This window comes from Pseudomonas cichorii, from assembly GCF_003700275.1.
In the GTDB taxonomy this organism is placed as follows: domain Bacteria; phylum Pseudomonadota; class Gammaproteobacteria; order Pseudomonadales; family Pseudomonadaceae; genus Aquipseudomonas; species Aquipseudomonas cichorii_B.
The window spans coordinates 111,105-135,645 of record NZ_RBRE01000103.1 but is presented as its reverse complement, the minus strand read 5'-3'; the positions used below and the strand labels follow the sequence as shown (position 1 = coordinate 135,645).

Here is a 24,541-nt window from a genome sequence, read left to right as displayed (position 1 = left end):
CAGTATCGCATTGGTGTCAAGAAGTGACACTCATGATGCTTCAGGCGCGCATCAAAAACCCGCATCAGCACCTGGCCCTCCTCTTTAGCTCGCGAGAGCCTCGCGCACCGTCGCGTCTCATCCGCCTTACATCGCTAAGCATTTGAAGAAAAAAGCATTTTTTCAAACTAATGATTGACACCCCTGACTTCTTCTGTAGAATGCCGCCACACAGACGCGGGATGGAGCAGTCTGGTAGCTCGTCGGGCTCATAACCCGAAGGTCGTCGGTTCAAATCCGGCTCCCGCAACCAAATGCAGTACCGTAGAAGGCCCGCCCATAAAGCGGGCCTTTTGCATTGTGGCGCAATACCGGGATCGCAGATCCGATAGCTCACTGTCTATCGAGAGTCATGCATTCGGGCAACCGGCAGGAAACAGGATTAATTTCAGGTTTCCGACATTAACGGTTGACACCCCCGAACTTCTCTGTAGAATGCCGCCCCACAGACGCGGGATGGAGCAGTCTGGTAGCTCGTCGGGCTCATAACCCGAAGGTCGTCGGTTCAAATCCGGCTCCCGCAACCAAACATCAAAAAAGGCTGATCGAAAGATTGGCCTTTTTTGTGCCTGATGAAAAAGCATTCATGCAGCAATGCTAACAGCCTGATAAAAAAGACTATTTCCCCCGCCCTCTGAAACCCTATCATCACGTACGTAACGTAATGTTTCAGCTTCCGACAGTTTTTAAATGTGCTGCCGATAGAATCCTTACGAGTGGTTGTACGAAAAGCGACGAAAGGCTGTCATACGCAACGATTAAAGGCGCAGCAGGCCAACGTGTATCTGACCTGTCAGCGCTGAAGCACTTTCAAAACGCAATGGCAGAACGTAGTCATTTTTGTTACATGCGCCTAAGCTGAATCAAAGCTGAACGGCACCCGCTCAGGCCATTCGCAGTTCGCCCATGAGACGTTGACGCGATAACATCTCGAAATATTTTTTGCGTAGGGATTGGTAACTTGGCTGCATACCTCCATCCTGTCGCGCACGATCCAAGGAGTGATTGATGCGCGACAACCCGTCAGATACCAACGAAGCAGTTGCTGCAAATAATTCGATAAAACCTGTCCGCCTCCGCTGGCTGGAACTGCTGAGCAAGTACCGTCAACCCATCGGGTTGGCGATCATGCTGCTGCTGTTCGGCATGGCCTTGATCGCCTGTCGTCACATGCTGATCGAGATGGACTTTTATGCGCTGCGCGACTCGCTGTTCGCCGTGCCCTTGCCTTCTCTGGGCGGCGCCCTGCTGGCAGCGGTAATCGGCTACATCATTCTGATGGGCTATGAGCTGTCCGCCAGCCGCTATGCAAACGTGAACCTGCCGACCCGCACATTGCTGCTCGGCGGCTTTACGTCATTTGCGATTGGCAATGCCGTGGGCCTGTCGATGCTCTCCGGCGGCTCGGTACGCTACCGGCTGTATTCGCGTCACGGGATCGGAGCGATGGAAATCGCCCGCATGACCCTGTTCGCCAGCCTTTCGCTGGGCTGCGCCTTGCCGCCACTGGCTGCCGTGGCGACCCTGAGCAACCTGTCGGGTGCATCCCTGGCACTGAAACTGCCGGTCGAAGTATTGGCCGTACTGGCCATCGTGGTACTGATCGCAAGCGCCTTGCTGGCAGTAGCGGTATATCGCCGGCGCCTGCCGGAACAGACCATCGCACACAATATTCTGGTCAGGGCCGGCCGACGCACCCTGCGCCTTCCCGACCTGCGCCTGACCCTGATCCAGCTGGTCATCACCGCCCTGGATGTGGCCGCTGCCGCTCTGGTGCTTTATCTGTTGCTGCCCCAAGCGCCACCACTGGGCGCCTTCATGCTGATCTACCTGCTGGCACTGGCCGCAGGCGTGCTCAGCCATGTACCGGGCGGTGTTGGTGTGTTCGAGGCGATTCTGCTGGCAGCCTTCGCCAACGAACTGGGCGCGGCGCCATTGGCGGCGGCCTTGCTGCTGTACCGACTGATTTATGTCGTACTGCCTTTGCTGCTGGCCTGCCTGACGCTGCTGTTTACTGAAGCCCAGCGCCTGCTGCCGACCCGCCAGGCAATGCGCGTTGCCTCGGGGCTGGCTGCGCCGATCCTGGCGCTGCTGGTATTCCTCTCGGGCGTGGTGTTGCTGTTCTCCGGTGCGACACCGGAAATCGACACCCGCCTGGAAAACGTCGGTTTCATGATTCCCCACCGCCTGATCAATGCCTCGCACTTTGGCGCAAGTCTGGTGGGCGTATTGTGTCTGCTGCTGGCTCAAGGCCTGCGGCGGCGCCTGTCGGCGGCGTGGATGCTGACGGTCATTCTGTTGCTGGTTGGCGCGGTGCTGTCGATGCTCAAGGGCTTCGACTGGGAAGAAGCCAGCCTGCTGCTGCTGACGGCCGGTCTGCTGGCCACTTTCCGTCGCTCGTTCTATCGCCCAAGCCGCCTGCTTGAACTGCCATTCTCGCCGCTCTATCTGATCGCCAGCGCCTGCGTGGTCGGCGCATCGATCTGGCTGCTGCTGTTTGCCTATCAGGACGTGCCTTACAGCCATCAACTCTGGTGGCAATTCACCCTCGACGCCGACGCTCCACGTGGTCTGCGCTCCGCCCTGGGCAGCGCGATTCTGTTGGTCGTGGTGTCTCTGACCTGGCTGTTGCGCACCGCTCGCCCGGTGATCAAGCTGCCGAACGCCGAGGACCTGGACAAGGCCGCCGCGATCCTCAAGGCCTCCAAGCAGCCCGATGGCGGACTGGTGCTGACCGGCGACAAGGCGATCCTGTTCCACCCTGACAACAACGCCTTCCTGATGTACTCCCATCGCGGACGCAGTCTGGTAGCGCTGTATGACCCGATCGGCCCGACCCAGCAGCGCGCCGAACTGATCTGGCAATTCCGTGACCTGTGCGACGTCCACCACGCCCGTCCGGTGTTCTATCAGGTGCGCGCAGAGAACCTGCCGTACTACATGGACATCGGCCTGACAGCGATCAAGCTTGGCGAGGAAGCCAGGGTCGACCTGCGACGCTTCGACATCGACGCCAAGGGCAAGGAAATGAAGGACCTGCGCTATACCTGGAACCGGGGTGGCCGCGATGGTCTGTCGCTGGAGATTTACGAGGCCGGCCAGGCCCCCCTGGATGAGCTGAAAGCCATTTCCGATGCCTGGCTGACCGGCAAGAACGTTCGCGAAAAAGGCTTCTCTCTGGGCCGTTTCAGCCCCGAGTACCTGAAGTATTTCCGCATTGCCATCATCCACTTCGAGGGCAAACCGGTAGCCTTTGCCAACCTGCTGGAAACCAACAACCTGGAACTGGCCAGCCTGGATCTGATGCGCTCGCATCCGGATGCACCGAAGCTGACCATGGAGTTCATGATGGTCGGCCTGATCCTGCACTACAAACAGCAGGGTTATGCACGTTTCAGCCTGGGCATGGTGCCGTTGTCAGGCCTGCAGCCACGCCGCGGCGCACCGCTGACCCAGCGCCTGGGTTCGATGGTGTTCCGCCGTGGCGAACAGCTTTACAACTTCCAGGGCCTGCGCCGCTTCAAGGACAAGTTCCAACCGGACTGGGAACCTCGCTATATGGCCGTGCCTGCCGGACTCGATCCGCTTGTGGCACTGGCTGACACCGCCGCCCTGATTGCGGGCGGCCTGACTGGATTGGTGAAACGCTGATGATCCGACGCTTTTCGCGCTATTTGCTTGCTGCTCTGGGTTTTGTACTGCTGGTGGCACTAGGACTCTGGTTATGGAATCGCCCCGCTCCACCTGCCAGCCTCGAACACCTGACGCTTGACGATGGTGCGCCACTGACCAGCGTGACCCCGGCTACCAAGGTCAAGACCCGGATCGCCCTGGCTGTCACCGCTGAAGACCTGCTGAGCGACAAGCAACTGCTGGCCATCAGCAAGGACGCTTCGGCGCGCATCATTCAAGTGGTGCTGCCCAAGGATGACTGTGTCCTGCAGCAGAAGACCTTCCAGGCTGCCCTGCAACAGCTCGACGCTGCACCTCTGGTCGTCGGCGGCATCGGTCCGGGCGCGACGCTGGCCTGGCGCTGGCTGGCCGGCCAGAGCGACGACAAGGCGCAAGCCATCTCGGTCGGCTTTGCCCTGGAGCATGTATCCAACCCTCCTCCGGTGCTGGAGCAGGATGAAACCCCGCCGCAGATCTGCGACGTACCGCTGCCGCAAAAGGCCCCGCACGGTCACTGGCTGGCCGCCTGGAACGATGCGCCGGACGATCCGAGCGCAGCCTTCGTGCGCGATCAGGCCAATGCCGAAACCAGCATCAGCGATTACGACATCAAGCTGCCACAAGTGCTCAACACCGAACTGCGCCACCTGCTGCTCGGTGAGAACGACGCGGGCGGCCTGGGCATTCCGACCGTTGAAGTGCCTGCCACGCAAAATGCCGACACCGTGACCCTGTTCATGTCCGGTGATGGCGGCTGGCGCGACCTGGACAAGGTCGTGGCTGGCGACATGGCGAAGATGGGTTATCCGGTGGTCGGCATCGACGTGCTGCGCTACTACTGGGAGCACAAGACCCCGGAACAGACGGCCATCGACCTTACCGACCTGATGAATCACTATCGCCAGAAATGGGGCACCAAACGCTTCATTCTGGCCGGTTATTCGTTTGGCGCCGATGTCATGCCTGCGGTGTACAACCGCCTGGCAGTGGATGACCAGAATCGCATCGACGGCATCATCCTGCTGGCCTTCGCCCGCTCCGGCAGCTTCGAGATTCACGTAGACGGCTGGCTCGGCAACGCGGGCAAGGAAGCCACTACCGGTCCGGAAATGGCCAAACTGCCGGCTGCAAAAGTGCTTTGCGTGTACGGCCTGGAAGAAAAGAAAACCAGCGGCTGCACCGACACCACAGCAGTGGGTGAAGTGATCGAGCTACCGGGCGGTCATCACTTCGATGAAGACTATCCGGCACTGGCCAAGCGCCTGATCAATGCAATCAACAAGTGGCAAGGCAAGCCTGCCGCTCAATAAACACTGATCGGCAGACATGAAAAAATCCCGGCACCGCAAGGTGACCGGGATTTTTTTCATCAGGGCGTTGCTTACATTTCCACCTGGGTACCCAACTCGATCACCCGGTTGTACGGCAGCTTGAAGAAGCGCAGGTTGCCGTTGGCGTTCTTGAGCATGAAGGCGAACAGGGCTTCACGCCAGCGCGCCATGCCGACCATCTTGGAAGGAATGACGGTTTCGCGGCTGAGGAAGTAAGTGGTGCGCATCGGGCTGAAATCCAGATCATCCAGATGGCAGAGAGTCAGCGCCGCCGGTACGTCCGGCTCATCGATAAAGCCGAAGTGCAGGATCACCCGATAGAAACCATCCCCGTAGGCCTCGACCTCGAAACGCTGATCGGCAGGCACCCGTGGCCGGTCTTCATAAACCACCGTCAGCAGCACCACCTGCTCATGCAGCACCTGGTTGTGCAGCATGTTGTGCAGCAGCGCATGGGGCACGGCATCGCTGCGCGCGGTCAGGAACACCGCAGTGCCCTGCACGCGATGCGGCGGCTGTACGCGAATGCTGCCGATGAAGATCGGCAACGGCAGGCCACCTTCATCGATGCGCTCGGCCAGCAGCTGTTTGCCGCGCTTCCAGGTCGTCATCAGGATGAACAACGCAGCACCGGCCAATACCGGAAAGGCGCCGCCCTGCACGACTTTCGGCACGTTGGCGGCAAAGAACAGACCATCCACCAGTAACAACCCCAGCAGCAAGGGCACTGCCAGAATCGCCGGCCACTTCCAGAGCAGGAGCATCACCGAGGACACCAGGATCGTGGTGCAGAGCATGGTCCCGGTCACGGCCACGCCATAAGCGGAAGCCAGTGCCCCCGAAGACTCGAAGCCGATTACCAGCAGTACCACGCCGACCATCAACGCCCAGTTGACTGCGCCGATGTAGATCTGGCCCTGCGCATCGCTGGAGGTGTGCTGGATGTACATGCGCGGGATGTAACCGAGCTGGATGGCCTGCAGGGTCATCGAGAACGCACCGGAGATGACTGCCTGGGAAGCGATGACCGTCGCCATGGTCGACAGGCCGATCAGCGGCAACAAAGCCCAGCCCGGCGCCAGCAGATAGAACGGGTTGCGCACCGCCTCCGGGTTTTCCAGCACCAGCGCACCCTGACCGAAGTAATTCAGCAGCAGCGCCGGCAGCACCAGGATGAACCAGGCCCGCGAGATCGGCTTGCGCCCGAAATGCCCCATGTCGGCATACAGGGCCTCGGCACCGGTCAGCGCCAGCACTACCGCGCCGAGAATGGCAACACCGATTCCCGGATGCAGGATAAAGAACTGCAGCGCCCAGGTCGGGTTCACCGCCCGCAGAACCTCGGGTGTATGCATGATGCCGTAGATACCCAGCGCGCCCAGCACCACGAACCAGGTCACCATCACCGGCCCGAACAGCACGCCGATGCGTGCAGTGCCGTGTTTCTGGATCAGGAACAGGCCAACCAGCACGATCAGCGCCATCGGCACGATCCAGTGCTCAAGCCCGTCAAACGCCAGCTCCAGCCCTTCCATCGCCGACAGCACCGATACCGCGGGGGTAATCATGCTGTCGCCGTAGAACAGCGCGGCACCGAACAGGCCGAACACCACCATCAGCATCTGCAGGCGCGGATATTGGGTCGTGGCGCGCCGGGCCAGTGCAGTCAGGGCCATGATCCCGCCTTCGCCCTGATTGTCGGCACGCAGGATGAAGACCATGTACTTGAACGAGACGACCCAGATCAACGACCAAAAGATCAGCGACAGGATGCCCAGGATCGCGTCATGGGTGACTTCGACACCATAACCTCCCTGAAACACTTCCTTGAGCGTATACAGCGGGCTCGTACCGATATCCCCATACACCACACCCACGGCCGCGATCAGCAACCCCAAGGGTTTTGCAGTGCTTCCAGTCTCAGCATGACTGCTTGCTTGACTCATCCAATACTCCAGAAACCAGACTTGAGGCTCAAAGCACTTTGAACTTCACACCACGTAACAATTCAGATCACGCCAATTATTGACATGCCTGGGGGCAACGCCGCGAAGCATAGCGCAGCACTCGTCGTAATTCTCTGTTTACCACTGGTCATCGCGTGCACTCATCGCTAGAATTGCGCACTTTTTGATCAGAGGCGCACCAAGCGCCCATTCGGTGCCCGCGTATTGAGCCAGGCACCCTTCACGCCGAGGTTTGCCATGTCCACCGTCACCACGCCTGCCGCCCCAAAGGTTGGCTTCGTTTCCCTGGGTTGCCCAAAAGCCTTGGTCGACTCCGAGCGCATCCTGACCCAACTGCGCATGGAAGGTTATGAAGTCGTTCCGACCTACGAGGACGCGGACGTCGTTGTCGTCAACACCTGCGGTTTCATCGATACCGCCAAGGCTGAATCGCTGGAAGTGATTGGCGAAGCCCTTGCCGAAAACGGCAAGGTGATCGTGACCGGCTGCATGGGTGTCGACGAAAGCGTCATCCGTAAAGTGCACCCGAGTGTTTTGTCGGTTACCGGTCCACAGCAGTACGAGCAGGTGGTCAATGCCGTGCATGAAGTCGTGCCGCCAAAGCTCGACCACAACCCGCTGATCGATCTGGTCCCGCCACAAGGCATCAAGCTGACGCCGCGGCACTATGCATACCTGAAGATTTCCGAAGGCTGCAACCACAGTTGCAGCTTCTGCATCATCCCGTCGATGCGCGGCAAGCTGGTCAGCCGTCCGGTGGGCGATGTGCTCGACGAAGCCCAGCGTCTGGTCAAGTCCGGCGTGAAAGAGCTGCTGGTGATTTCCCAGGACACCAGCGCCTATGGCGTCGACATCAAGTACCGAACCGGCTTCTGGAACGGCCAGCCGGTCAAGACCCGCATGACCGAGCTGTGCCAGGCTCTCAGTTCCCTGGGCGTCTGGGTGCGCCTGCACTATGTCTATCCGTATCCGCACGTCGACGAGCTGATTCCGTTGATGGCGGCCGGAAAGATCCTGCCGTACCTGGATATCCCGTTCCAGCACGCCAGCCCGAAAGTGCTCAGGCTGATGAAGCGTCCGGCCTTTGAGGACAAGACTCTGGCCCGCATCAAGAACTGGCGCGAGCAGTGCCCGGACCTGATCATCCGCTCCACCTTCATCGTCGGCTTCCCCGGCGAAACCGAAGAAGACTTCCAGTACCTGCTGGACTGGCTGACCGAAGCCCAGCTCGACCGCGTCGGCTGCTTCCAGTATTCGCCGGTCGAAGGCGCGCCAGCCAACCTGCTGGATGCCGAAGTCGTACCGGACGAGATCAAGCAGGACCGCTGGGACCGCTTCATGGCGCATCAACAGGCCATCAGCGCAGCCCGCCTGCAGATGAAGATCGGCAAGGAAATCGAAGTCCTGATCGATGAAGTCGACGAGCGTGGCGCAGTCGGCCGCTGCTTCTTCGATGCGCCGGAAATCGACGGCAACGTCTATATCGGCCTGGAAGACGACAGCACGGTCAAACCCGGTGACAAAATCATGTGCCGCGTGACGGACGCAGACGAGTACGATCTGTGGGCCGAAATCCTCGCTTGAGGTTGACGCCGAATCAGCCCCGCCCCTGAAAACGGCGGGGCTTTTTTATACCTGCGGCTGTCTACTCATGCAGAACAACTACAAGAGCCAATCGAGATGGACCTGTATACGCCAGACAATAACGACTTCCTGCAACTGGCCAATCTCTGGGAACGCTCGGTACGTGCGACCCATGATTTTCTGCCGGACAGTTACATCTGCATGCTCAAGGATCTGCTGCTCACTCAGTATCTGGGTTCGGTCACTCTGTTCTGCACCCGCGACGCCCGACTGAACATCACCGGCTTTGCCGGTATCAGCAGGTTCAAGCTGGAAATGCTGTTCGTCGAACCCGAATACCGCGGCCAGGGCCTGGGCAGGCAATTGCTCGAACATGCCATCAGCCATTTCCATATCTGCGAACTGGACGTCAACGAACAGAATCCCCAGGCCCTGGGTTTTTATCTCAAACACGGCTTCAAGGTGATTCACCGCAGCGAAAACGACGGACTGGGACAACCCTATCCGATCCTGAGGATGAGCCTGTAAAACTACCATCGTCGGGGTAGTAGCGAATTTATTCGCGAAAGCGGTTTTTCAGGCTGAAGACAGGTATCAGGGCTGCTAATGGTTCCGTCTTTACGACGCCCCCCTCAAGCACAAGCAGAGCCCCGCCCGATCCGTCCCACCTAATCAATCGCATCACAGGTACAATGGCGTCTTTCTCCTCAGTAACGGCTTCTTGTCATGACAGACCCCATTCGCCTTTCCAAACGCCTTATCGAGCTGGTCGGCTGCTCCCGTCGAGAGGCTGAACTGTATATCGAGGGCGGCTGGGTGACCGTGGATGGCGAGGTTGTCGAAGAGCCGCAGTTCAAGATCGATAGTCAGAAGGTCGAGCTCAGCCCCGATGCGAAAGCCGAAACCCCGGAAGCGGTCACGATCATCCTGCACAAGCCGGCCTTGATCAGCGTTGAAAGCGCTCTGCAACTGATTACGCCCGACAGCCTTTCCCAGGAGCACAGCTTCGGCAAACGCCCGCTCAAAGGGCACTTCCTGCGCCTGGAAGCAATTTCTACCCTGCAGGCCAATGCCAGCGGCCTGATGGTGTTCAGCCAGGACTGGAAAATCCTGCGCAAGCTCACCGATGACCGCAGCAAGATAGAGCAGGAATACATCGTGGAAATCTCCGGCGAGATGGTGCCCCACGGCCTCAATCGCCTGAACCACGGCCTGAGCTACAAAGGCAAGGAGCTGCCTGCCGTCAAAGCCAGCTGGCAGAACGAGAACCGCCTGCGCTTTGCCATGAAGAACCCGCAGCCCGGCATCATCGCTCAACTGTGCGAAGCGGTTGGCCTGAAAGTCGTGGCGATTCGGCGCCTGCGTATCGGCGGTGTGTCCATGGGCAAGCTGCCTGAAGGCCAGTGGCGCTACATGACAGCCAAGGAAAAATTCTGATCCCCCCTTTCAGCGTGCACGACATGGCTCGTGCACCGTTACAACGACTTGCCAGGACCCACGCCTCATGATGAACAACGATGTACTGCGCAGCGTGCGCTATATGCTGGATATCAGCGACAGCAAGATTGTCGAGATCACCCGGCTCACAGGCTTCGAGACCACCCGGGACGAAGTGATCGCCTTCACCAGGAAGGAAGAGGAAGAAGGCTATGTCGATTGCAGCGATGAAGTCATGGCGCACTTCCTCGATGGTCTGGTGATTTTCAAGCGCGGCAAGGACGACAGCCGTCCGCCACAAGCCGTCGAGCTGCCGATCACCAACAATATCGTCCTCAAGAAACTGCGCGTCGCCTTCGAGCTCAAGGAAGACGATATGCATGACATCCTCAAGTCGGTGAACTTCCCGGTGTCCAAACCGGAACTCAGCGCGCTGTTCCGCAAGGTTGGCCATAACAACTACCGCGAGTGCGGCGATCAACTGCTGCGCAACTTCCTCAAGGGTCTGACCCTGCGCGTACGCGGCTGATCCGGCCGTTACCATGAGCTATAACGTTTCCCCTGTCGGCTTCGTGCGCTCCTGTTTCAAGGAGAAATTCGCGATACCGCGCCAGCCACAACTGGCGCCCGCCGCCCGTGGCTGCCTGGAGCTGGTTGCGCCCTTCGATCAGGGCGAAGCGGTACAAGGGCTGGAACAGGTCAGTCATGTCTGGCTGCTGTTCCTGTTCCATCAGGCGCTGGAAGACAAGCCACGGCTCAAGGTGCGTCCGCCGCGCCTGGGTGGCAATCAGTCGATGGGGGTATTCGCCACCCGTGCGACGCATCGACCCAACGGTATCGGCCAGTCGGTGGTCAGACTGGACAAGGTCGAGGCCGGGCGGCTGTGGATTTCGGGGATCGACCTGCTCGACGGCACGCCGGTGCTGGACATCAAGCCTTACGTGCCATATGCCGACGCCCTGACCGAGGCGACCAACAGCATCGCCAGCGCAGCCCCGGCGCTGATCCCGGTAGACTGGCAGGCCAGCGCCCTGGCGCAAGCCCGTGAGCATGCACAGCGCCTCGGCGAGCCACTGGTGGAGCTGATCGAACAGTGTCTGGCCCAGGACCCGCGTCCGGCCTATCAGGTGCCCGCCCCGGAGCGGCGCTATGGCGCGCAGTTCTGGGATATGGACGTGCGCTGGCACTACCCGCAACCGGGTCTGATCCGGGTGCTTGAAGTGGTTCCAGCGATAAATCCCGGCCAATAAAAAACCGCCTCGCTCAATGAAGAGGGAGGCGGTTTTCATCAAACCGGCTTACTTCTCGACGAATGCACGCTCGATCAGGTAATCGCCTGGCTCACGCATGCGCGGCGAAACGGTCAGACCGAAGCTGTTGAGCACTTCGCTGGTTTCATCGAGCATGCTCGGGCTGCCACACAGCATGGCACGGTCGTCCTGAGGGTTGATCGGCGGCAGACCGATATCGCTGAACAGCTTGCCGCTGCGCATCAGATCGGTCAGACGGCCTTCGTTCTCGAAAGGCTCGCGTGTCACAGTTGGGTAGTAGATCAGCTTTTCACGCAGCGCTTCACCGAAGAACTCGTTCTGCGGCAGGTGCTCGGTGATGAATTCGCGATAGGCGACTTCGTTCACGTAGCGCACGCCGTGGCACAGGATGACCTTCTCGAAACGCTCGTAGGTTTCCGGGTCCTGGATAACGCTCATGAACGGAGCGAGGCCAGTGCCGGTGCTCAGCAGGTACAGGTGTTTGCCAGGCTTGAGGTCATCCAGCACCAGCGTGCCGGTAGGCTTCTTGCTGATGATGATCTCGTCGCCTTCCTTCAAGTGCTGCAACTGCGAAGTCAGCGGACCATCCGGCACCTTGATGCTGAAGAACTCCAGATGCTCTTCCCAGTTCGGGCTGGCAATCGAGTAGGCACGCATGAGCGGGCGACCGTTGGGTTGCTGCAGACCGATCATCACGAATTGACCGTTCTCGAAACGCAGACCTGGATCGCGAGTGCACTTGAAACTGAAGAGAGTGTCGTTCCAGTGGTGGACGCTGAGGACACGCTCGTGGTTCATGTTGCTCATGTACGTGGAAACTCCTGAAAAATTCGTCTGCGCTGGGCATAAGCGCTATTGCGCGACATTCTAGTGGCAGACACAATATCTGTTAAATTAATTATCAAGATATGGGTTATCGGTTATATAGATATGCGATTTACTCTCCGTCAGCTTCAAGTCTTCGTCGCCGTCGCCCAGCAGGAAAGCGTGTCGCGTGCAGCGGTCATGCTTTCCCTCTCGCAATCGGCAGCCAGTACCTCCATCACCGAGCTGGAACGTCAATCCAGTTGCCAGTTGTTCGATCGCGCCGGCAAACGCCTGAGCCTCAACGCGACCGGACGCCAGCTATTGCCGCAGGCGGTTGCCCTGCTCGATCAGGCCAAGGAAATCGAAGACCTGCTCAACGGCAAGTCGGGGTTCGGCTCGCTGGCGGTTGGCGCCACATTGACCATCGGCAATTACCTGGCGACCCTCCTGATCGGTGGTTTCATGCAGCGACACCCGGAAAGCCAGGTCAAGCTGCATGTCCAGAACACGGCGCATATCGTGCAACAGGTGGCGCATTACGAAATTGATCTGGGTCTGATCGAAGGTGATTGCAGCCACCCGGATATAGAAGTCCAGTCCTGGGTCGAGGACGAACTGGTGGTGTTCTGCGCCCCGCAGCATCCCCTGGCCAAACGCGGTCACGCCAGCCTCAAGGAACTGACCCAGGAAGCCTGGATCCTGCGCGAACAAGGCTCGGGCACACGCCTGACTTTCGATCAGGCCATGCGTCATCACCGTAACGGCCTGAACGTGCGCCTGGAGCTGGAGCACACCGAAGCCATCAAGCGTGCCGTGGAGTCGGGTCTGGGAATCGGCTGCATTTCCCGGCTGGCCCTGCGCGATGCCTTTCGGCGTGGCAGCCTGGTCGCACTGGATACACCGGAGCTGGATCTGTCGCGGCAGTTCTACTTCATCTGGCACAAGCAGAAGTACCAGACATCGGCGATGCGTGAATTTCTCGACCTGTGCCGCGCCTTTACCGCCGGGGTCCAGCGCAGCGACGAGATCGTGATCCCCAGCCTGTACTGAACGGATCAGCCCAGCAGGATCACACCCCAGACCACGGCGATCATGCTCAGCGCCACCAGTTGCGCGGCGCTGCCCATGTCCTTGGCATTCTTGGACAGTGGGTGCAGGTCCAGAGAGATGCGGTCAATGGCCGCTTCAACGGCCGAGTTGAGCAACTCGACGATCAGCGCCAGCAGACACACGGCAATCAACAAGGCCTGCTCGCATCTGGTGACGTTGACGAAAAAGGACAAGGGAATCAGTACCACATTGAGCAGCACCAGTTGACGGAAAGCCGCTTCACCTTTGAAGGCGGCCGTCAGGCCATCAATGGAATAACCTGCAGCATTGAAGATACGTTTCAGGCCGGTCTGGCCTTTGAAGGGCGAAGGCATTGAGAGACTACTGTGTCGAAAAGATGAGGAAAGCTAAGGCAAGACAGGTCAAAAAAGCGTGAACCTGTCTGTCAGGTAGCGGAAATCGATTCCAGTTGCTGCAACAGCAGCGCCGCCTGGGTTCGCGTGCGAACACCCAGTTTGCGGAAAATAGCCGTGACATGAGCCTTGATGGTGGCTTCCGAAACGCTGAGTTCATAGGCGATCTGCTTGTTCAACAAGCCTTCACAGACCATGGTCAATACCCGGAACTGCTGCGGCGTGAGGCTGGCAAGACCGGCACTGGCGACCCGCGCCTCTTCCGAGACACTGATGATTTCATTGACCTGCGGCGGCCACCAGACATCGCCCTCGAGAACAGTGCGTACCGCCTGCTGGATGGTTTCCAGCGAGCTGGACTTGGGAATGAACCCACTGGCACCGAACTCTCGGGAACGGACCACGATCGAGGCTTCTTCCTGCGCCGAAATCATGACTACCGGAATCTGCGGATACTGCCCTCGCAGCAATACCAGCCCGGAAAAGCCATAGGCGCCCGGCATGTTCAAATCCAGCAGGACAAGATCCCAGTCAGTCTTCTCTGCCAGGTGCGACTCGATGCGGGCAATGCTGTCTGCCTCGACCAGCCGGGCATCCGGCCCGAGGCCGATGCTCAACGCCTGATGCAACGCGCTGCGAAACAGCGGATGGTCATCGGCGATCAGGATGTCGTAGGTCATTTTTTGATCCTGTTCTTATAGTGAGCGCCGACAGGTTCAGCGTTCAAGCGGCGCCAAGCATGCCCAGCCCGGCACGGGTGGTCAAGCCTGATACCGCCTCGATTCCGCTATGGCCGGGCAAACGGTTTACAGACGCGCAAGTCGTCACAGAAAAGCCTTCAAATGACTGTGCGCCGCATCGTCAGGGTCGATCGGTCGCTGGAACTTGGCGCCCAGATAATGAGCGCTGAAAACATCCAGATAAGCATCCAGCACGCCACTGGCACTGACATCATCGGCCAGTTCCAGGCACAACGCAGCGACTTCGGCAGTACAGAAGTGATCATCGCGCCGGGAACGCCGCAACCGGTAACGCGAGATCTGCTCCGGCTCCAGACTCAGCACCGGGAAACGCTCCAGGTACGGACTTTTGCGGAACATCTTGCGCGCTTCGGTCCAGGTCGCATCCAGCAGAATGAACAGCGGGCGCTTGCCCTCTTCATGAGTAACCTTGGTCACCACCCGCTCCCTGGCGACGAACTCGCCGGGAAACACGATATAAGGCTGCCATTGAGGATCATCCAGCAAGGCCAGCAGTTGCTCGTCGACCTCGATCCGCGACCAGCCAAAGGCATGCGTGTCCTGAATCACATCGGCGATCAGCCAGCCGGTATTGGTCGGCTTCAGCGGTTCGGTGTCATACATCAATAGGCACATGCCTGACTTTGCAGCCACCGTGGGCCGCCAGGCACACAGGCAATAACTGGAAATCACCCGGCAATCGGCACAGCGCGGCGCTCGGGAACCACGGGCAATAAAGGGTTTGGTGCTACGGGCCAGGCGCTGATCGCGCAGGCGGGAAACAGCATGGCTCATTGAAAGACACGCCCACTGAAGAAAGGCATCGACACAGCAAGAACTCGACAGGGGTAAAAGTCCGGGCAGTTTACCAGAGCCCCGACGCTTCAACCTGCTTTCGACCTGTATGGACCTATCCTATACTGGCGCGCCATTGAAACCGCGCCGTGGGCAGGTTATCCGGAACACACTTTGAAGTTGCTGGTCAAAACCGCCAGCCACTGAATCAGGAGAGTTTGATGCTGCGCCTCACCGTCCCAACCCTTACGCTGTTGTTTCTTGCCCCGCTGGGCGCTCAGGCGGCGTCCAAGCAGGAATTCGAGCTCAGCAAGATGCTGGAAAAAGTTGCCCAGGAAAGCAGCGTCGGCACGCCCCGGGCAATCAACGAAGACATTCTGGACCAGGGCTACACCGTCAATGGCAACGAACTGATCAACCACCTGAGCGTACGCGAAGGCCAGGCCCGACAAATGCGCGGCAACCCGGATGCCGTGCGCAATCAACTGGGCAACAGCGTTTGCCACAACAACGGCTACCGCCAGTTGATGACCAAGGGCGCCGTACTCAAGTATCAGTTCAGCGAATACAAGACCAACCGTCCGATCGTCACCCAGACCTTCCAGGCTTCGGATTGCTCGGTAAAAAAACCGAACAAGTAAGCCGACTGCCTCCCTCGCTGCGCGCCGCCCTGCATGCGGTGCGCACATCCAGACCGCGTTGCTCCGTCTCCCCAGGCAGATATTCCCTTCCCGCCTTACCTGCTGCTGCCGGTAGATAATCGATGGTTTTTTAGATAAAACCGGGACATTATCGAGCCATCATATAACCTGAAAAGAGGCTTTCATCATCGGCACAGTACGATGCCTTGTGATTCCGGCGTGAGTCTGGCCGGGGTCAAATGATTCTGCAGGAGGAGAAATCTTGAATGCCGTATGTACCTAACGATGTTCTATCGCAACACTTTCAGAGCAATGGCCTGGATATCACCAGCAAGATAGAGGAGCACATCAATCAGGTAGCTCCCGCCAGCCCCAACCTGCCCTTGTACCGCGACATGATCCTGACCGTCCTGCGTATGGCCGAGGATGACCGCAACCGCTGGAACGCCAAGATCACCCTGCAGACCCTGCGCGAACTGGACGGCGCCTTCCGGGTGCTGGAACGTTTCAAGGGACGCCGCAAGGTGACCGTGTTCGGCTCGGCACGCACTCCGGTGGAGCACCCTCTGTATGCCCAGGCCAGGGATCTGGGTGAGAAACTGGCGCGCTCCGACATGATGGTAATCACCGGCGCCGGTGGCGGCATCATGGCTGCGGCTCATGAGGGCGCGGGGCGTCAAAACAGCCTGGGCTTCAATATCACTCTCCCCTTCGAGCAGCATGCCAACCCGACCGTGGAAGGCACGGAAAACCTCTTGCCGTTCCACTTCTTCTTTACCCGCAAGCTGTTTTTCGTCAAGGAAGCCAATGCGCTGGTGCTCTGCCCGGGCGGTTTCGGCACCCTGGACGAAGCACTGGAAGTGCTGACGCTGATCCAGACCGGCAAAAGCCCGCTGGTGCCTATCGTGCTGCTGGATACGCCCGGCGGTAACTTCTGGCAAGGTGCGCTGGACTTCATCAGCAACCAGCTGGAAGCCAACCACTACATTCTGCCGGCCGACATGAAGCTGATGCGGCTGGTCTACAGCACCGACGAGGCTGTGGAAGAGATAAACCGGTTCTACAGCAACTTCCACTCCAGCCGCTGGCTGAAGAACAAGTTCGTGATCCGCATGCATCACCCGCTCAGCGAACAGGCGCTGGAGCATATCCAGACAACCTTTGCCGACATATGCAGCAGCGAGGATTTCCATCAGCACAGCTATCAGGGAGAAGAACACGACGAAGCTCAGTTCAGCCACCTGACACGCCTTGCCTTTGCTTTTACTGGACGTAATCAGGGTCGGCTTCGCGAATTGATCGACTACATCAACCTGCCGGAGAACAGTGCCCAGTCCCTGGAACTGCGTTCTCGCGAGAAAGCCTGATGTGACCGGGGTTTTCGCGAATGAATTCGCCCCTGCGCCACTTTGCGCGGGAGCGGGTTTATCCGCGAACCCTGCTCAGCTCAATCATCCCCGCCACGGCCACTCAACAGGCGGCCGATCATATCCAGCGAATAGCCGCGATAAGCCAGGAAACGGCCTTGCTGGGCACGCTCACGTGCATCGGCAGGCAGCCTGCCGGCATACTTGCGCTGCCAGGTTTCCTGCAGACGGACTTGCCAGTCGACACCACACTCCCTGAGTGCTTCCTCGATGTCCGCACGTTGCAGGCCACGCTGGCCCAGTTCTTCACGAATACGCAAAGGACCATAGCCAGAACGCGCCCGGGAGGAAACGAAGCTTTCAAGATAGCGAGATTCAGAGAGCAGCCCTTCATCGACCAGACGGTCAAGGGCAGATTCGATCAGTTCGGGAGGAGCGCCGCGCTGACGCAGCTTGCGCGTCAGCTCGACACGACCATGCTCGCGTCGCGCGAGCAGGTCCATTGCGGTTCGCCGTACGGCGACTGGTGTATCGAGCACAGCAGACATGAGGCTTATCAGATATCTGCGTCAGCTTCAGCCATGTCATCTGCATCGGCTGGTTCACGGGAACCTACCGCCTTGGTATCAACGCCAGGAGTCAGCAGCTTGTCGCGAATCTGCTTCTCGAGCGCTGCGCCGATTTCCGGGTTGTCTGCCAGGAACTTGGCCGAGTTGGCCTTGCCCTGACCGATCTTGCTGCCCTGATAGCTGTACCAGGCACCGGACTTCTCGACAAAACCATGCAGAACAGCCAGGTCGATGATTTCACCGTTGAGGTAGATACCCTTGCCGTAAAGAATCTGGAACTCTGCCTGACGGAATGGCGGGGCCACCTTGTTCTTCACGATCTTGACGCGGGTTTCGCTACCAACCACTTCGTCGCCTTCTTTCACTGCGCCGGTGCGGCGGATATCCAGACGTACCGATGCGTAGAACTTCAGAGCGTTACCACCGGTGGTGGTTTCCGGGCTGCCGAACATCACGCCGATTTTCATACGGATCTGGTTGATGAAGATAACCAGGCAGTTGGCGTTCTTGATGTTACCGGTGATCTTGCGCAGCGCCTGGGACATCAGACGTGCCTGCAGACCTACGTGCATGTCACCCATTTCGCCTTCGATTTCAGCCTTGGGCACCAGAGCGGCAACGGAGTCGACGACGATGACGTCGACGGCATTGGAACGTACCAGCATGTCGGTGATTTCCAGCGCCTGCTCACCGGTGTCCGGCTGCGAAACCAGCAGGTCGTCGACGTTGACGCCCAGCTTGCCAGCGTACTCGGGATCCAGCGCATGCTCGGCATCGACGAACGCACAGGTTGCGCCCATTTTCTGCGCCTGAGCGATGACCGACAGGGTCAGCGTGGTTTTACCGGAAGATTCCGGACCGTAGATTTCGACGATCCGGCCTTTAGGCAGACCGCCGATACCCAGTGCGATATCCAGACCCAGCGAACCGGTAGAAATAGAAGGAATAGCCTGACGGTCATGGTCACCCATGCGCATTACGGCACCTTTACCGAATTGACGCTCGATCTGACCCAAGGCCGCAGCCAAGGCTTTCTTCTTGTTGTCGTCCATTGAAGTCCTCACGTAATCAAATTCAATTTAGGGCCTGACTGGCCACAACACCTGTATAAGTAGACAGTATTATTCCACAGCGATGAGCGCTCGCCTACCCCTGTTTTGGCATTTCTCCAACAGCGAGCCGGATCAGCCCCTCTAGCGCGGCCTTCACCGTTTGTCGGCGCACTTCATCACGATCACCGTCAAACTGCCGACGTTGAGCAATCAGTTGCTCTGCCGCGCCCCAGCACAGCCATACCGTGCCTACCGGCTTTTCAACCGAACCTCCGCCAGGCCCCGCCACGCCGCTGACGGCAACCGCGAAACGTGCACCACTTCCGGCTTGCGCGCCCCGGACCATGGCTTCGACGACGGGCTGGCTGACCGCACCATGCGTGGCGAACAATTCGCCCGGCACATCGAGCTGGCGGGTTTTCTGGGTGTTGGAGTACGTCACATAGCCGGCTTCAAACCAGGCAGAGCTACCGCCGATACGGGTGATTGCTTCGGCAATCCCGCCGCCCGTACAGGACTCGGCAGTCGTAACCTGAGCGTTGATGGCTTGCAGATGCTTGCCGAGCGATGCGGCAAGCCGGGTAATTTCATCCACGATCTTTTCCTGTCCAGACAGAAACCTTGAAAAGGCTACAGAAAAGCCAGAGCGGCTGCATCGGCAACCGCTCTGTTGCGCTTCAACTATGACTCTTTTTTCTTGGGACAGGGTTTGCGGATCGTCTCAACGGTCGTCTCTTTGGGGCGGCGCCTGGCTTCCTCGACAGGAATGAAGCGTCCGCTCCCGGAATCTCGTGCTCGTTTGTTAGCCATATAAAAGTCCTTTTTTATAAGGTGCTGCTCGGGATTGAGCGGCAACGCCTGAAGTCTATACAGCGAAACCACATCCATGCCCGTGCCGAAACTTTCGGTGACGATACAGGAAGTGTCGGCCATGCCTGCGCGGCGAAGGTGTGCGTGGTAACCTTGCGCCCATCGCAAACACACGGCAGACAGCCCTCGGCATGAGAGGGATTACACGTCATCCGCCGTCATTTGCCTCCCCTTTCCAACGAACTTGCCTAAGCGACTGATGAATAAAGCAATTTCCGATCTTTCTTCGCACACCCCGATGATGCAGCAGTACTGGAAGCTGAAGAACCAGCATCCCGACCAACTGATGTTCTATCGCATGGGCGACTTCTATGAAATCTTCTACGAAGACGCCAAGAAGGCCGCCAAGCTGCTGGACATCACCCTGACCGCGCGCGGCCAGTCGGCTGGGCAAAGCATTCCCATGTGCGGCATTCCCTACCATGCCGCCGAAGGTTATCTGGCCAAGCTGGTCAAACTCGGCGAGTCGGTGGTGATCTGCGAACAGACCGGCGACCCGGCGACCAGCAAGGGGCCGGTCGAGCGTCAGGTCGTGCGTATCATCACGCCCGGCACCATCAGCGATGAAGCTTTCCTCGACGAGCGCCGGGACAACCTGCTCGCTGCCGTTCTGGGCGACGAGCGCCTGTTCGGCCTCGCGGTCCTGGATATCACCAGCGGCAATTTCAGCGTGCTGGAAATCAAGGGCTGGGAAAACCTGCTGGCCGAGCTGGAACGTATCAATCCTGTCGAACTGTTGATTCCCGATGACTGGCCGCAGGGCCTTCCGGCTGAAAAGCGTCGCGGCTCACGGCGTCGTGCGCCGTGGGATTTCGAGCGTGATTCGGCCCACAAGAGCCTGTGCCAGCAGTTTTCGACCCAGGACCTCAAGGGTTTTGGCTGTGAAACCCTGACCCTGGCCATTGGCGCAGCAGGCTGCCTGCTGAGCTACGCCAAGGAAACCCAGCGCACGGCATTGCCGCACCTGCGCAGCCTGCGTCACGAGCGTCTGGACGATACCGTGGTGCTGGACGCCGCCAGCCGCCGCAATCTGGAGCTGGACACCAACCTGGCGGGCGGGCGCGACAACACCCTGCAATCGGTCGTGGATCGCTGCCAGACCGCAATGGGCACGCGCCTGTTGACTCGCTGGCTCAATCGCCCTCTGCGCGACCTGACGGTGCTTCAGGCTCGCCAGACCTCGATCAGTTGCTTCCTGGAAAACTACCGCTTCGAGAACCTGCAACCGCAGCTCAAGGAAATCGGCGATATCGAGCGCATTCTCGCGCGTATCGGCCTGCGCAACGCCCGTCCACGCGATCTGGCACGCCTGCGCGATGCGCTGGGCGCCCTGCCGGCACTGCAACAGGCCATGACCAGCCTGGAAGCGCCGCACCTGCAGCAACTGGCCCGCACAACCAGCACTTACCCGGAGCTGGCCGACCTGCTGCAAAGGGCAATCATTGATAACCCACCGGCAGTGATTCGCGACGGCGGCGTGCTGAAGACCGGCTACGATGCCGAACTGGACGAGCTGCTGGCGCTGAGCGAGAACGCCGGTCAGTTCCTGATCGATCTGGAAGCCCGGGAAAAGGCACGCACCGGACTGGCCAACCTCAAGGTCGGCTACAACCGGGTTCACGGCTACTTTATCGAGCTGCCCAGCAAGCAGGCCGAACAGGCTCCCGCCGACTACATCCGGCGCCAGACCCTCAAAGGTGCCGAGCGCTTCATTACCCCGGAACTGAAAGAGTTCGAGGACAAGGCGCTATCGGCCAAGAGCCGCGCCCTGGCCCGGGAAAAAATGCTCTACGAAGCCCTGCTCGAAGACCTGATCGGTCATCTGGCGCCATTGCAGGACACCGCTGCCGCGCTGGCCGAGCTGGATGTACTGAGCAACCTGGCCGAACGAGCGCTGAACCTGGACCTCAATTGCCCGCGCTTCGTCAGCGAACCGTGCATGCGCATCGAGCAAGGCCGTCATCCGGTGGTCGAGCAAGTGCTGTCGACGCCATTCGTGGCCAATGACCTGGCTCTGGATGACAACACGCGCATGCTGGTGATCACCGGCCCGAACATGGGCGGTAAGTCGACCTACATGCGTCAGACCGCATTGATCGTATTGCTCGCCCACATCGGCAGCTTTGTCCCGGCAGCCAGTTGCGAACTGTCCCTGGTCGACCGGATCTTCACCCGTATCGGCTCCAGCGACGATCTGGCGGGCGGACGCTCGACATTCATGGTGGAAATGAGCGAAACCGCAAATATCCTGCATAACGCAACCGACAGCAGTCTGGTCCTGATGGACGAAGTCGGACGCGGCACCAGTACCTTCGACGGCCTTTCGCTGGCCTGGGCTGCGGCGGAATGTCTCGCCCAGTTGCGCGCCTACACCCTGTTTGCCACGCACTACTTCGAGCTGACGGTACTGCCCGAGAGCGAGCCGCTGGTTACCAACGTGCACCTCAACGCCACCGAGCACAACGAGCGGATCGTGTTCCTGCACCGGGTTCTGCCTGGGCCGGCAAGCCAGAGCTATGGCCTGGCAGTGGCCCAGTTGGCGGGGGTTCCGGGCAAGGTGATCACTCGCGCCAAGGAACACTTGCAGCGCCTTGAAACCACCAGCCTGCCCCATGAACAACCACGGCCCAAACCCGGAAAACCGGCAGCGCCGATGCAAAGCGACATGTTTGCGAGCCTGCCACATCCGGTGCTGGAAGAACTGTCGAAAGTAAAAGTCGACGACCTGACACCGCGCCAGGCTCTAGAGTTGCTGTATTCATTGCAAACTCGGATCTGACGTAAAGGCCTACAAGCTGTTAGAATCCCGCGCGGTTTGGGATGCTCTCAGCTTTTAGCCTGGTTGGCAGCTAGTCGAGCCGCGTGAAAACGCAGCGAACCAAGGGTCGAGCGGCAGGCAATCTGCCTAAGACCGCTCACCCCATGCACGTGTTTTCATAAGGCCGGGAAACTCCCCGAACCTGGCAACCCTGTCTGGAAGGGCCATGCCGCAGCCGCCTGAGGAGAAAATTAGAAATGACCTTCGTCGTCACCGACAACTGCATCAAGTGCAAGTACACCGACTGCGTAGAAGTCTGTCCGGTGGACTGCTTTTACGAAGGCCCGAACTTCCTGGTGATTCACCCGGATGAGTGCATCGATTGCGCTCTTTGTGAGCCTGAATGCCCTGCGCAAGCCATCTTCTCCGAAGATGAGATTCCTGCTGGCATGGAAAACTTCATCGAGCTCAATGCCGAACTCGCGGACGTCTGGCCCAACATCACCGAAAGAAAAGATGCTTTGCCCGACGCAGAAGAATGGGACGGCAAGACCGGCAAGATCGCAGATCTGGAACGCTGAATTCAGGCACTACCAGAAAAGGCCCTTCGGGGCCTTTTTCGTGGGCGGGTAAATTACAGGCAAAAAAAGGGGCGGTATGACCCGCCCACATTTTTTCCCTATTCCCTGTAATCCTTTTCATCATCCTGATGAATCGCGTCCTGCGATGTCCTTGGCAGTCTTCCTTGATTGCCTGTGCCTGTCCGTTGGCACAGTTCCGATATTAGTGATTTTCAGGACGGGGGCAACACCCGAAAATACCCCTGAATATTTCCTGCCTTGGCGCGCAGAAAATAAAACCCGTTCCAATTCAAACAATTGAAAGATGGTATACCTGAAAGAATCTTTTATCCCGCCTCCCCAGCCCCAGATAACTTACGACACGGGTAAGCAAAGGCTTACGCAGGCACGCAAACAACCTGGAGCATCACGCAGCGTTACCCGCGAGAGGGAATACCGGACAAGGCCGGCCATGTTTATAAGATGGGGATCATGTAAAAGGCCGACGCAAACATTTAATGTTTACATCGGCCTTTCGCACGCAGGGGGAGGTTTATTGGAAGAGGGACTCGCTCGAAAGACCATTCTTTTCGAGGATTTCACGAAGACGCTTCAGACCTTCGACTTGAATCTGCCGGACACGCTCACGGGTAAGGCCAATTTCCAGGCCTACATCCTCAAGCGTACTGCTTTCATGCCCGCGTAAACCGAAGCGGCGAATCACCACCTCACGCTGCTTGTCAGTCAGTTCAGACAGCCATTGATCGATGCTCTGGGAAAGATCGTCATCCTGCAGAAGCTCGCAAGGATCTGTAGGACGATCGTCAGTCAGGGTATCGAGCAGCGTCTTGTCCGAATCAGGCCCAAGAGAGACATCCACGGAGGAAACACGCTCGTTAAGCCCAAGCATGCGCTTGACCTCTCCTACGGGTTTTTCCAGTAGATTGGCGATCTCTTCCGGGGAAGGTTCATGATCGAGCTTCTGCGTCAATTCACGAGCCGCACGCAGATAGACATTCAGTTCCTTGACGACATGAATCGGCAACCGGATGGTCCGGGTCTGATTCATGATGGCACGCTCGATGGTCTGACGAATCCACCATGTCGCGTAAGTCGAGAAACGGAAACCGCGCTCCGGATCGAATTTTTCCACAGCCCGGATCAAGCCCAGGTTGCCTTCTTCGATCAGATCAAGCAATGACAACCCACGATTGACATAGCGCCTGGCAATTTTAACCACCAGCCGCAGATTGCTTTCAATCATGCGCTTGCGTCCAGCCGGATCCCCACGTTGCGACAATCTCGCAAAGTGGACCTCCTCTTCCGGGGACAACAGGGGAGAAAACCCTATTTCATTGAGATACAACTGGGTAGCATCGAGCGCCCGAGTGTAATCAATATATTTATGTTGTTTGAGCGATGAGGAGTGCTTGGCTTTCGTTCGTTCCGAGGCGGCAGTAGACGGCTGCCGCTCGTTCGAGTTGTCCTCCAGGACAATGCCGGTTTCCATGAGGAGCACTTCATCATCGATGTCAAACTCCGGCGCTTCGCTGCTAAGAGCCATTGTTATAGTCCTTTGGTGAGTTCGACCTCAAGCTCAGAGTCGCCTATATCCGTG

The 24,541-nt window shown here is 58.7% G+C and carries 22 protein-coding genes and 2 tRNA genes; 14 read left to right on the top strand and 10 right to left on the bottom strand.

Features of this window, described 5'->3' with window-relative positions:
* The first annotated feature begins 215 nt into the window (after positions 1-215).
* From ALQ04_RS26605 to ALQ04_RS26590, 4 genes are all read left to right on the top strand, one after another.
* Positions 216-292 (top strand) — tRNA-Met (locus tag ALQ04_RS26605).
* Positions 293-489: 197 nt separating this feature from the next.
* Positions 490-566: transfer RNA gene (locus ALQ04_RS26600), tRNA-Met, on the top strand.
* Positions 567-1,047: 481 nt separating this feature from the next.
* Positions 1,048-3,690 (top strand): bifunctional lysylphosphatidylglycerol flippase/synthetase MprF, encoded by a 2,643-nt coding sequence (gene mprF, locus ALQ04_RS26595; protein WP_122318764.1) that lies wholly within the window; start codon positions 1,048-1,050, stop codon positions 3,688-3,690.
* Positions 3,690-5,021, top strand: coding sequence for a virulence factor family protein (locus tag ALQ04_RS26590; RefSeq protein ID WP_122318763.1), 1,332 nt, complete (start codon positions 3,690-3,692; stop codon positions 5,019-5,021). The genes mprF and ALQ04_RS26590 overlap by 1 nt, the downstream gene beginning before the upstream one ends.
* 71 nt (positions 5,022-5,092) lie before the next feature.
* Here the strand turns inward: ALQ04_RS26590 and ALQ04_RS26585 are convergent, their stop codons facing one another.
* Positions 5,093-6,988 carry a potassium transporter Kup gene (locus tag ALQ04_RS26585; protein WP_122318762.1) on the bottom strand — a complete coding sequence of 632 codons (1,896 nt, stop codon included), beginning with the start codon at positions 6,986-6,988 and terminating at the stop codon, positions 5,093-5,095.
* Positions 6,989-7,246: 258 nt separating this feature from the next.
* On the opposite strand from ALQ04_RS26585, the gene rimO reads away from it, so the two are divergent.
* From rimO to tsaA, 5 genes are all read left to right on the top strand, one after another.
* Positions 7,247-8,593, top strand: a complete 1,347-nt coding sequence (rimO, locus tag ALQ04_RS26580) for a 30S ribosomal protein S12 methylthiotransferase RimO (protein WP_122318761.1) — start codon at positions 7,247-7,249, stop codon at positions 8,591-8,593.
* Between the two features lie 96 nt (positions 8,594-8,689).
* The gene (locus ALQ04_RS26575) at positions 8,690-9,121 is read left to right on the top strand and encodes a GNAT family N-acetyltransferase (protein WP_122318760.1); all 432 of its coding nucleotides are present in this window, start codon (positions 8,690-8,692) and stop codon (positions 9,119-9,121) included.
* 198 nt (positions 9,122-9,319) lie between these two features.
* Positions 9,320-10,030, top strand: coding sequence for an rRNA pseudouridine synthase (locus ALQ04_RS26570; RefSeq protein ID WP_122318759.1), 711 nt, complete (start codon positions 9,320-9,322; stop codon positions 10,028-10,030).
* 67 nt (positions 10,031-10,097) lie between these two features.
* Positions 10,098-10,559: a DUF1456 family protein gene (locus ALQ04_RS26565; protein WP_122318758.1), complete on the top strand. Its 462-nt coding sequence runs from the start codon at positions 10,098-10,100 to the stop codon at positions 10,557-10,559.
* 13 nt (positions 10,560-10,572) lie between these two features.
* Positions 10,573-11,280 carry a tRNA (N6-threonylcarbamoyladenosine(37)-N6)-methyltransferase TrmO gene (gene tsaA, locus ALQ04_RS26560; protein WP_122318757.1) on the top strand — a complete coding sequence of 236 codons (708 nt, stop codon included), beginning with the start codon at positions 10,573-10,575 and terminating at the stop codon, positions 11,278-11,280.
* A 48-nt stretch (positions 11,281-11,328) separates the two neighbouring features.
* On the opposite strand, the gene fpr is transcribed toward tsaA, so the two are convergent.
* Positions 11,329-12,108: a ferredoxin-NADP reductase gene (gene fpr, locus ALQ04_RS26555; RefSeq protein WP_007923929.1), complete on the bottom strand. Its 780-nt coding sequence runs from the start codon at positions 12,106-12,108 to the stop codon at positions 11,329-11,331.
* Positions 12,109-12,231: 123 nt separating this feature from the next.
* Here fpr and ALQ04_RS26550 point away from each other — a divergent pair, with 123 nt between their 5' ends.
* Positions 12,232-13,158 carry a LysR family transcriptional regulator gene (locus tag ALQ04_RS26550; protein ID WP_122318756.1) on the top strand — a complete coding sequence of 309 codons (927 nt, stop codon included), beginning with the start codon at positions 12,232-12,234 and terminating at the stop codon, positions 13,156-13,158.
* A gap of 5 nt (positions 13,159-13,163) precedes the next feature.
* Here the strand turns inward: ALQ04_RS26550 and ALQ04_RS26545 are convergent, their stop codons facing one another.
* The 3 genes from ALQ04_RS26545 to ALQ04_RS26535 form a co-directional block, all read right to left on the bottom strand.
* On the bottom strand, positions 13,164-13,532 hold the full coding sequence (locus ALQ04_RS26545; RefSeq protein ID WP_122318755.1) for a diacylglycerol kinase: 369 nt from the start codon (positions 13,530-13,532) through the stop codon (positions 13,164-13,166).
* A 71-nt stretch (positions 13,533-13,603) separates the two neighbouring features.
* Complete coding sequence (gene erdR, locus ALQ04_RS26540) at positions 13,604-14,251, bottom strand: response regulator transcription factor ErdR (RefSeq protein ID WP_122318754.1); 648 nt, start codon at positions 14,249-14,251, stop codon at positions 13,604-13,606.
* A gap of 144 nt (positions 14,252-14,395) precedes the next feature.
* Complete coding sequence (locus ALQ04_RS26535; protein WP_122318753.1) at positions 14,396-15,106, bottom strand: tRNA-uridine aminocarboxypropyltransferase; 711 nt, start codon at positions 15,104-15,106, stop codon at positions 14,396-14,398.
* A gap of 221 nt (positions 15,107-15,327) precedes the next feature.
* Here ALQ04_RS26535 and ALQ04_RS26530 point away from each other — a divergent pair, with 221 nt between their 5' ends.
* On the top strand, positions 15,328-15,747 hold the full coding sequence (locus ALQ04_RS26530) for a quorum-sensing-regulated virulence factor family protein (protein ID WP_122318752.1): 420 nt from the start codon (positions 15,328-15,330) through the stop codon (positions 15,745-15,747).
* A gap of 266 nt (positions 15,748-16,013) precedes the next feature.
* Positions 16,014-17,114: an LOG family protein gene (locus ALQ04_RS26525; protein ID WP_122318751.1), complete on the top strand. Its 1,101-nt coding sequence runs from the start codon at positions 16,014-16,016 to the stop codon at positions 17,112-17,114.
* 80 nt (positions 17,115-17,194) lie between these two features.
* Here the strand turns inward: ALQ04_RS26525 and recX are convergent, their stop codons facing one another.
* The 4 genes from recX to ALQ04_RS26505 form a co-directional block, all read right to left on the bottom strand.
* Positions 17,195-17,662 carry a recombination regulator RecX gene (gene recX, locus ALQ04_RS26520; protein WP_122318750.1) on the bottom strand — a complete coding sequence of 156 codons (468 nt, stop codon included), beginning with the start codon at positions 17,660-17,662 and terminating at the stop codon, positions 17,195-17,197.
* A gap of 8 nt (positions 17,663-17,670) precedes the next feature.
* A complete protein-coding gene (recA, locus tag ALQ04_RS26515; RefSeq protein WP_122318749.1) occupies positions 17,671-18,735 on the bottom strand; it encodes a recombinase RecA in 1,065 nt (354 codons plus the stop codon).
* Between the two features lie 94 nt (positions 18,736-18,829).
* A complete protein-coding gene (locus ALQ04_RS26510; RefSeq protein ID WP_122318748.1) occupies positions 18,830-19,330 on the bottom strand; it encodes a CinA family protein in 501 nt (166 codons plus the stop codon).
* Positions 19,331-19,416: 86 nt separating this feature from the next.
* Complete coding sequence (locus ALQ04_RS26505) at positions 19,417-19,668, bottom strand: competence protein CinA (RefSeq protein ID WP_122318747.1); 252 nt, start codon at positions 19,666-19,668, stop codon at positions 19,417-19,419.
* Positions 19,669-19,816: 148 nt separating this feature from the next.
* Here ALQ04_RS26505 and mutS point away from each other — a divergent pair, with 148 nt between their 5' ends.
* Together mutS and fdxA are read left to right on the top strand one after the other, a co-directional pair.
* Positions 19,817-22,384: a DNA mismatch repair protein MutS gene (gene mutS / locus ALQ04_RS26500; protein ID WP_183142286.1), complete on the top strand. Its 2,568-nt coding sequence runs from the start codon at positions 19,817-19,819 to the stop codon at positions 22,382-22,384.
* A gap of 236 nt (positions 22,385-22,620) precedes the next feature.
* Positions 22,621-22,944, top strand: coding sequence for a ferredoxin FdxA (gene fdxA, locus ALQ04_RS26495; protein WP_122318745.1), 324 nt, complete (start codon positions 22,621-22,623; stop codon positions 22,942-22,944).
* Positions 22,945-23,476: 532 nt separating this feature from the next.
* On the opposite strand, the gene rpoS is transcribed toward fdxA, so the two are convergent.
* On the bottom strand, positions 23,477-24,487 hold the full coding sequence (gene rpoS / locus ALQ04_RS26485) for an RNA polymerase sigma factor RpoS (RefSeq protein ID WP_122318743.1): 1,011 nt from the start codon (positions 24,485-24,487) through the stop codon (positions 23,477-23,479).
* Positions 24,488-24,541 lie beyond the last annotated feature (54 nt).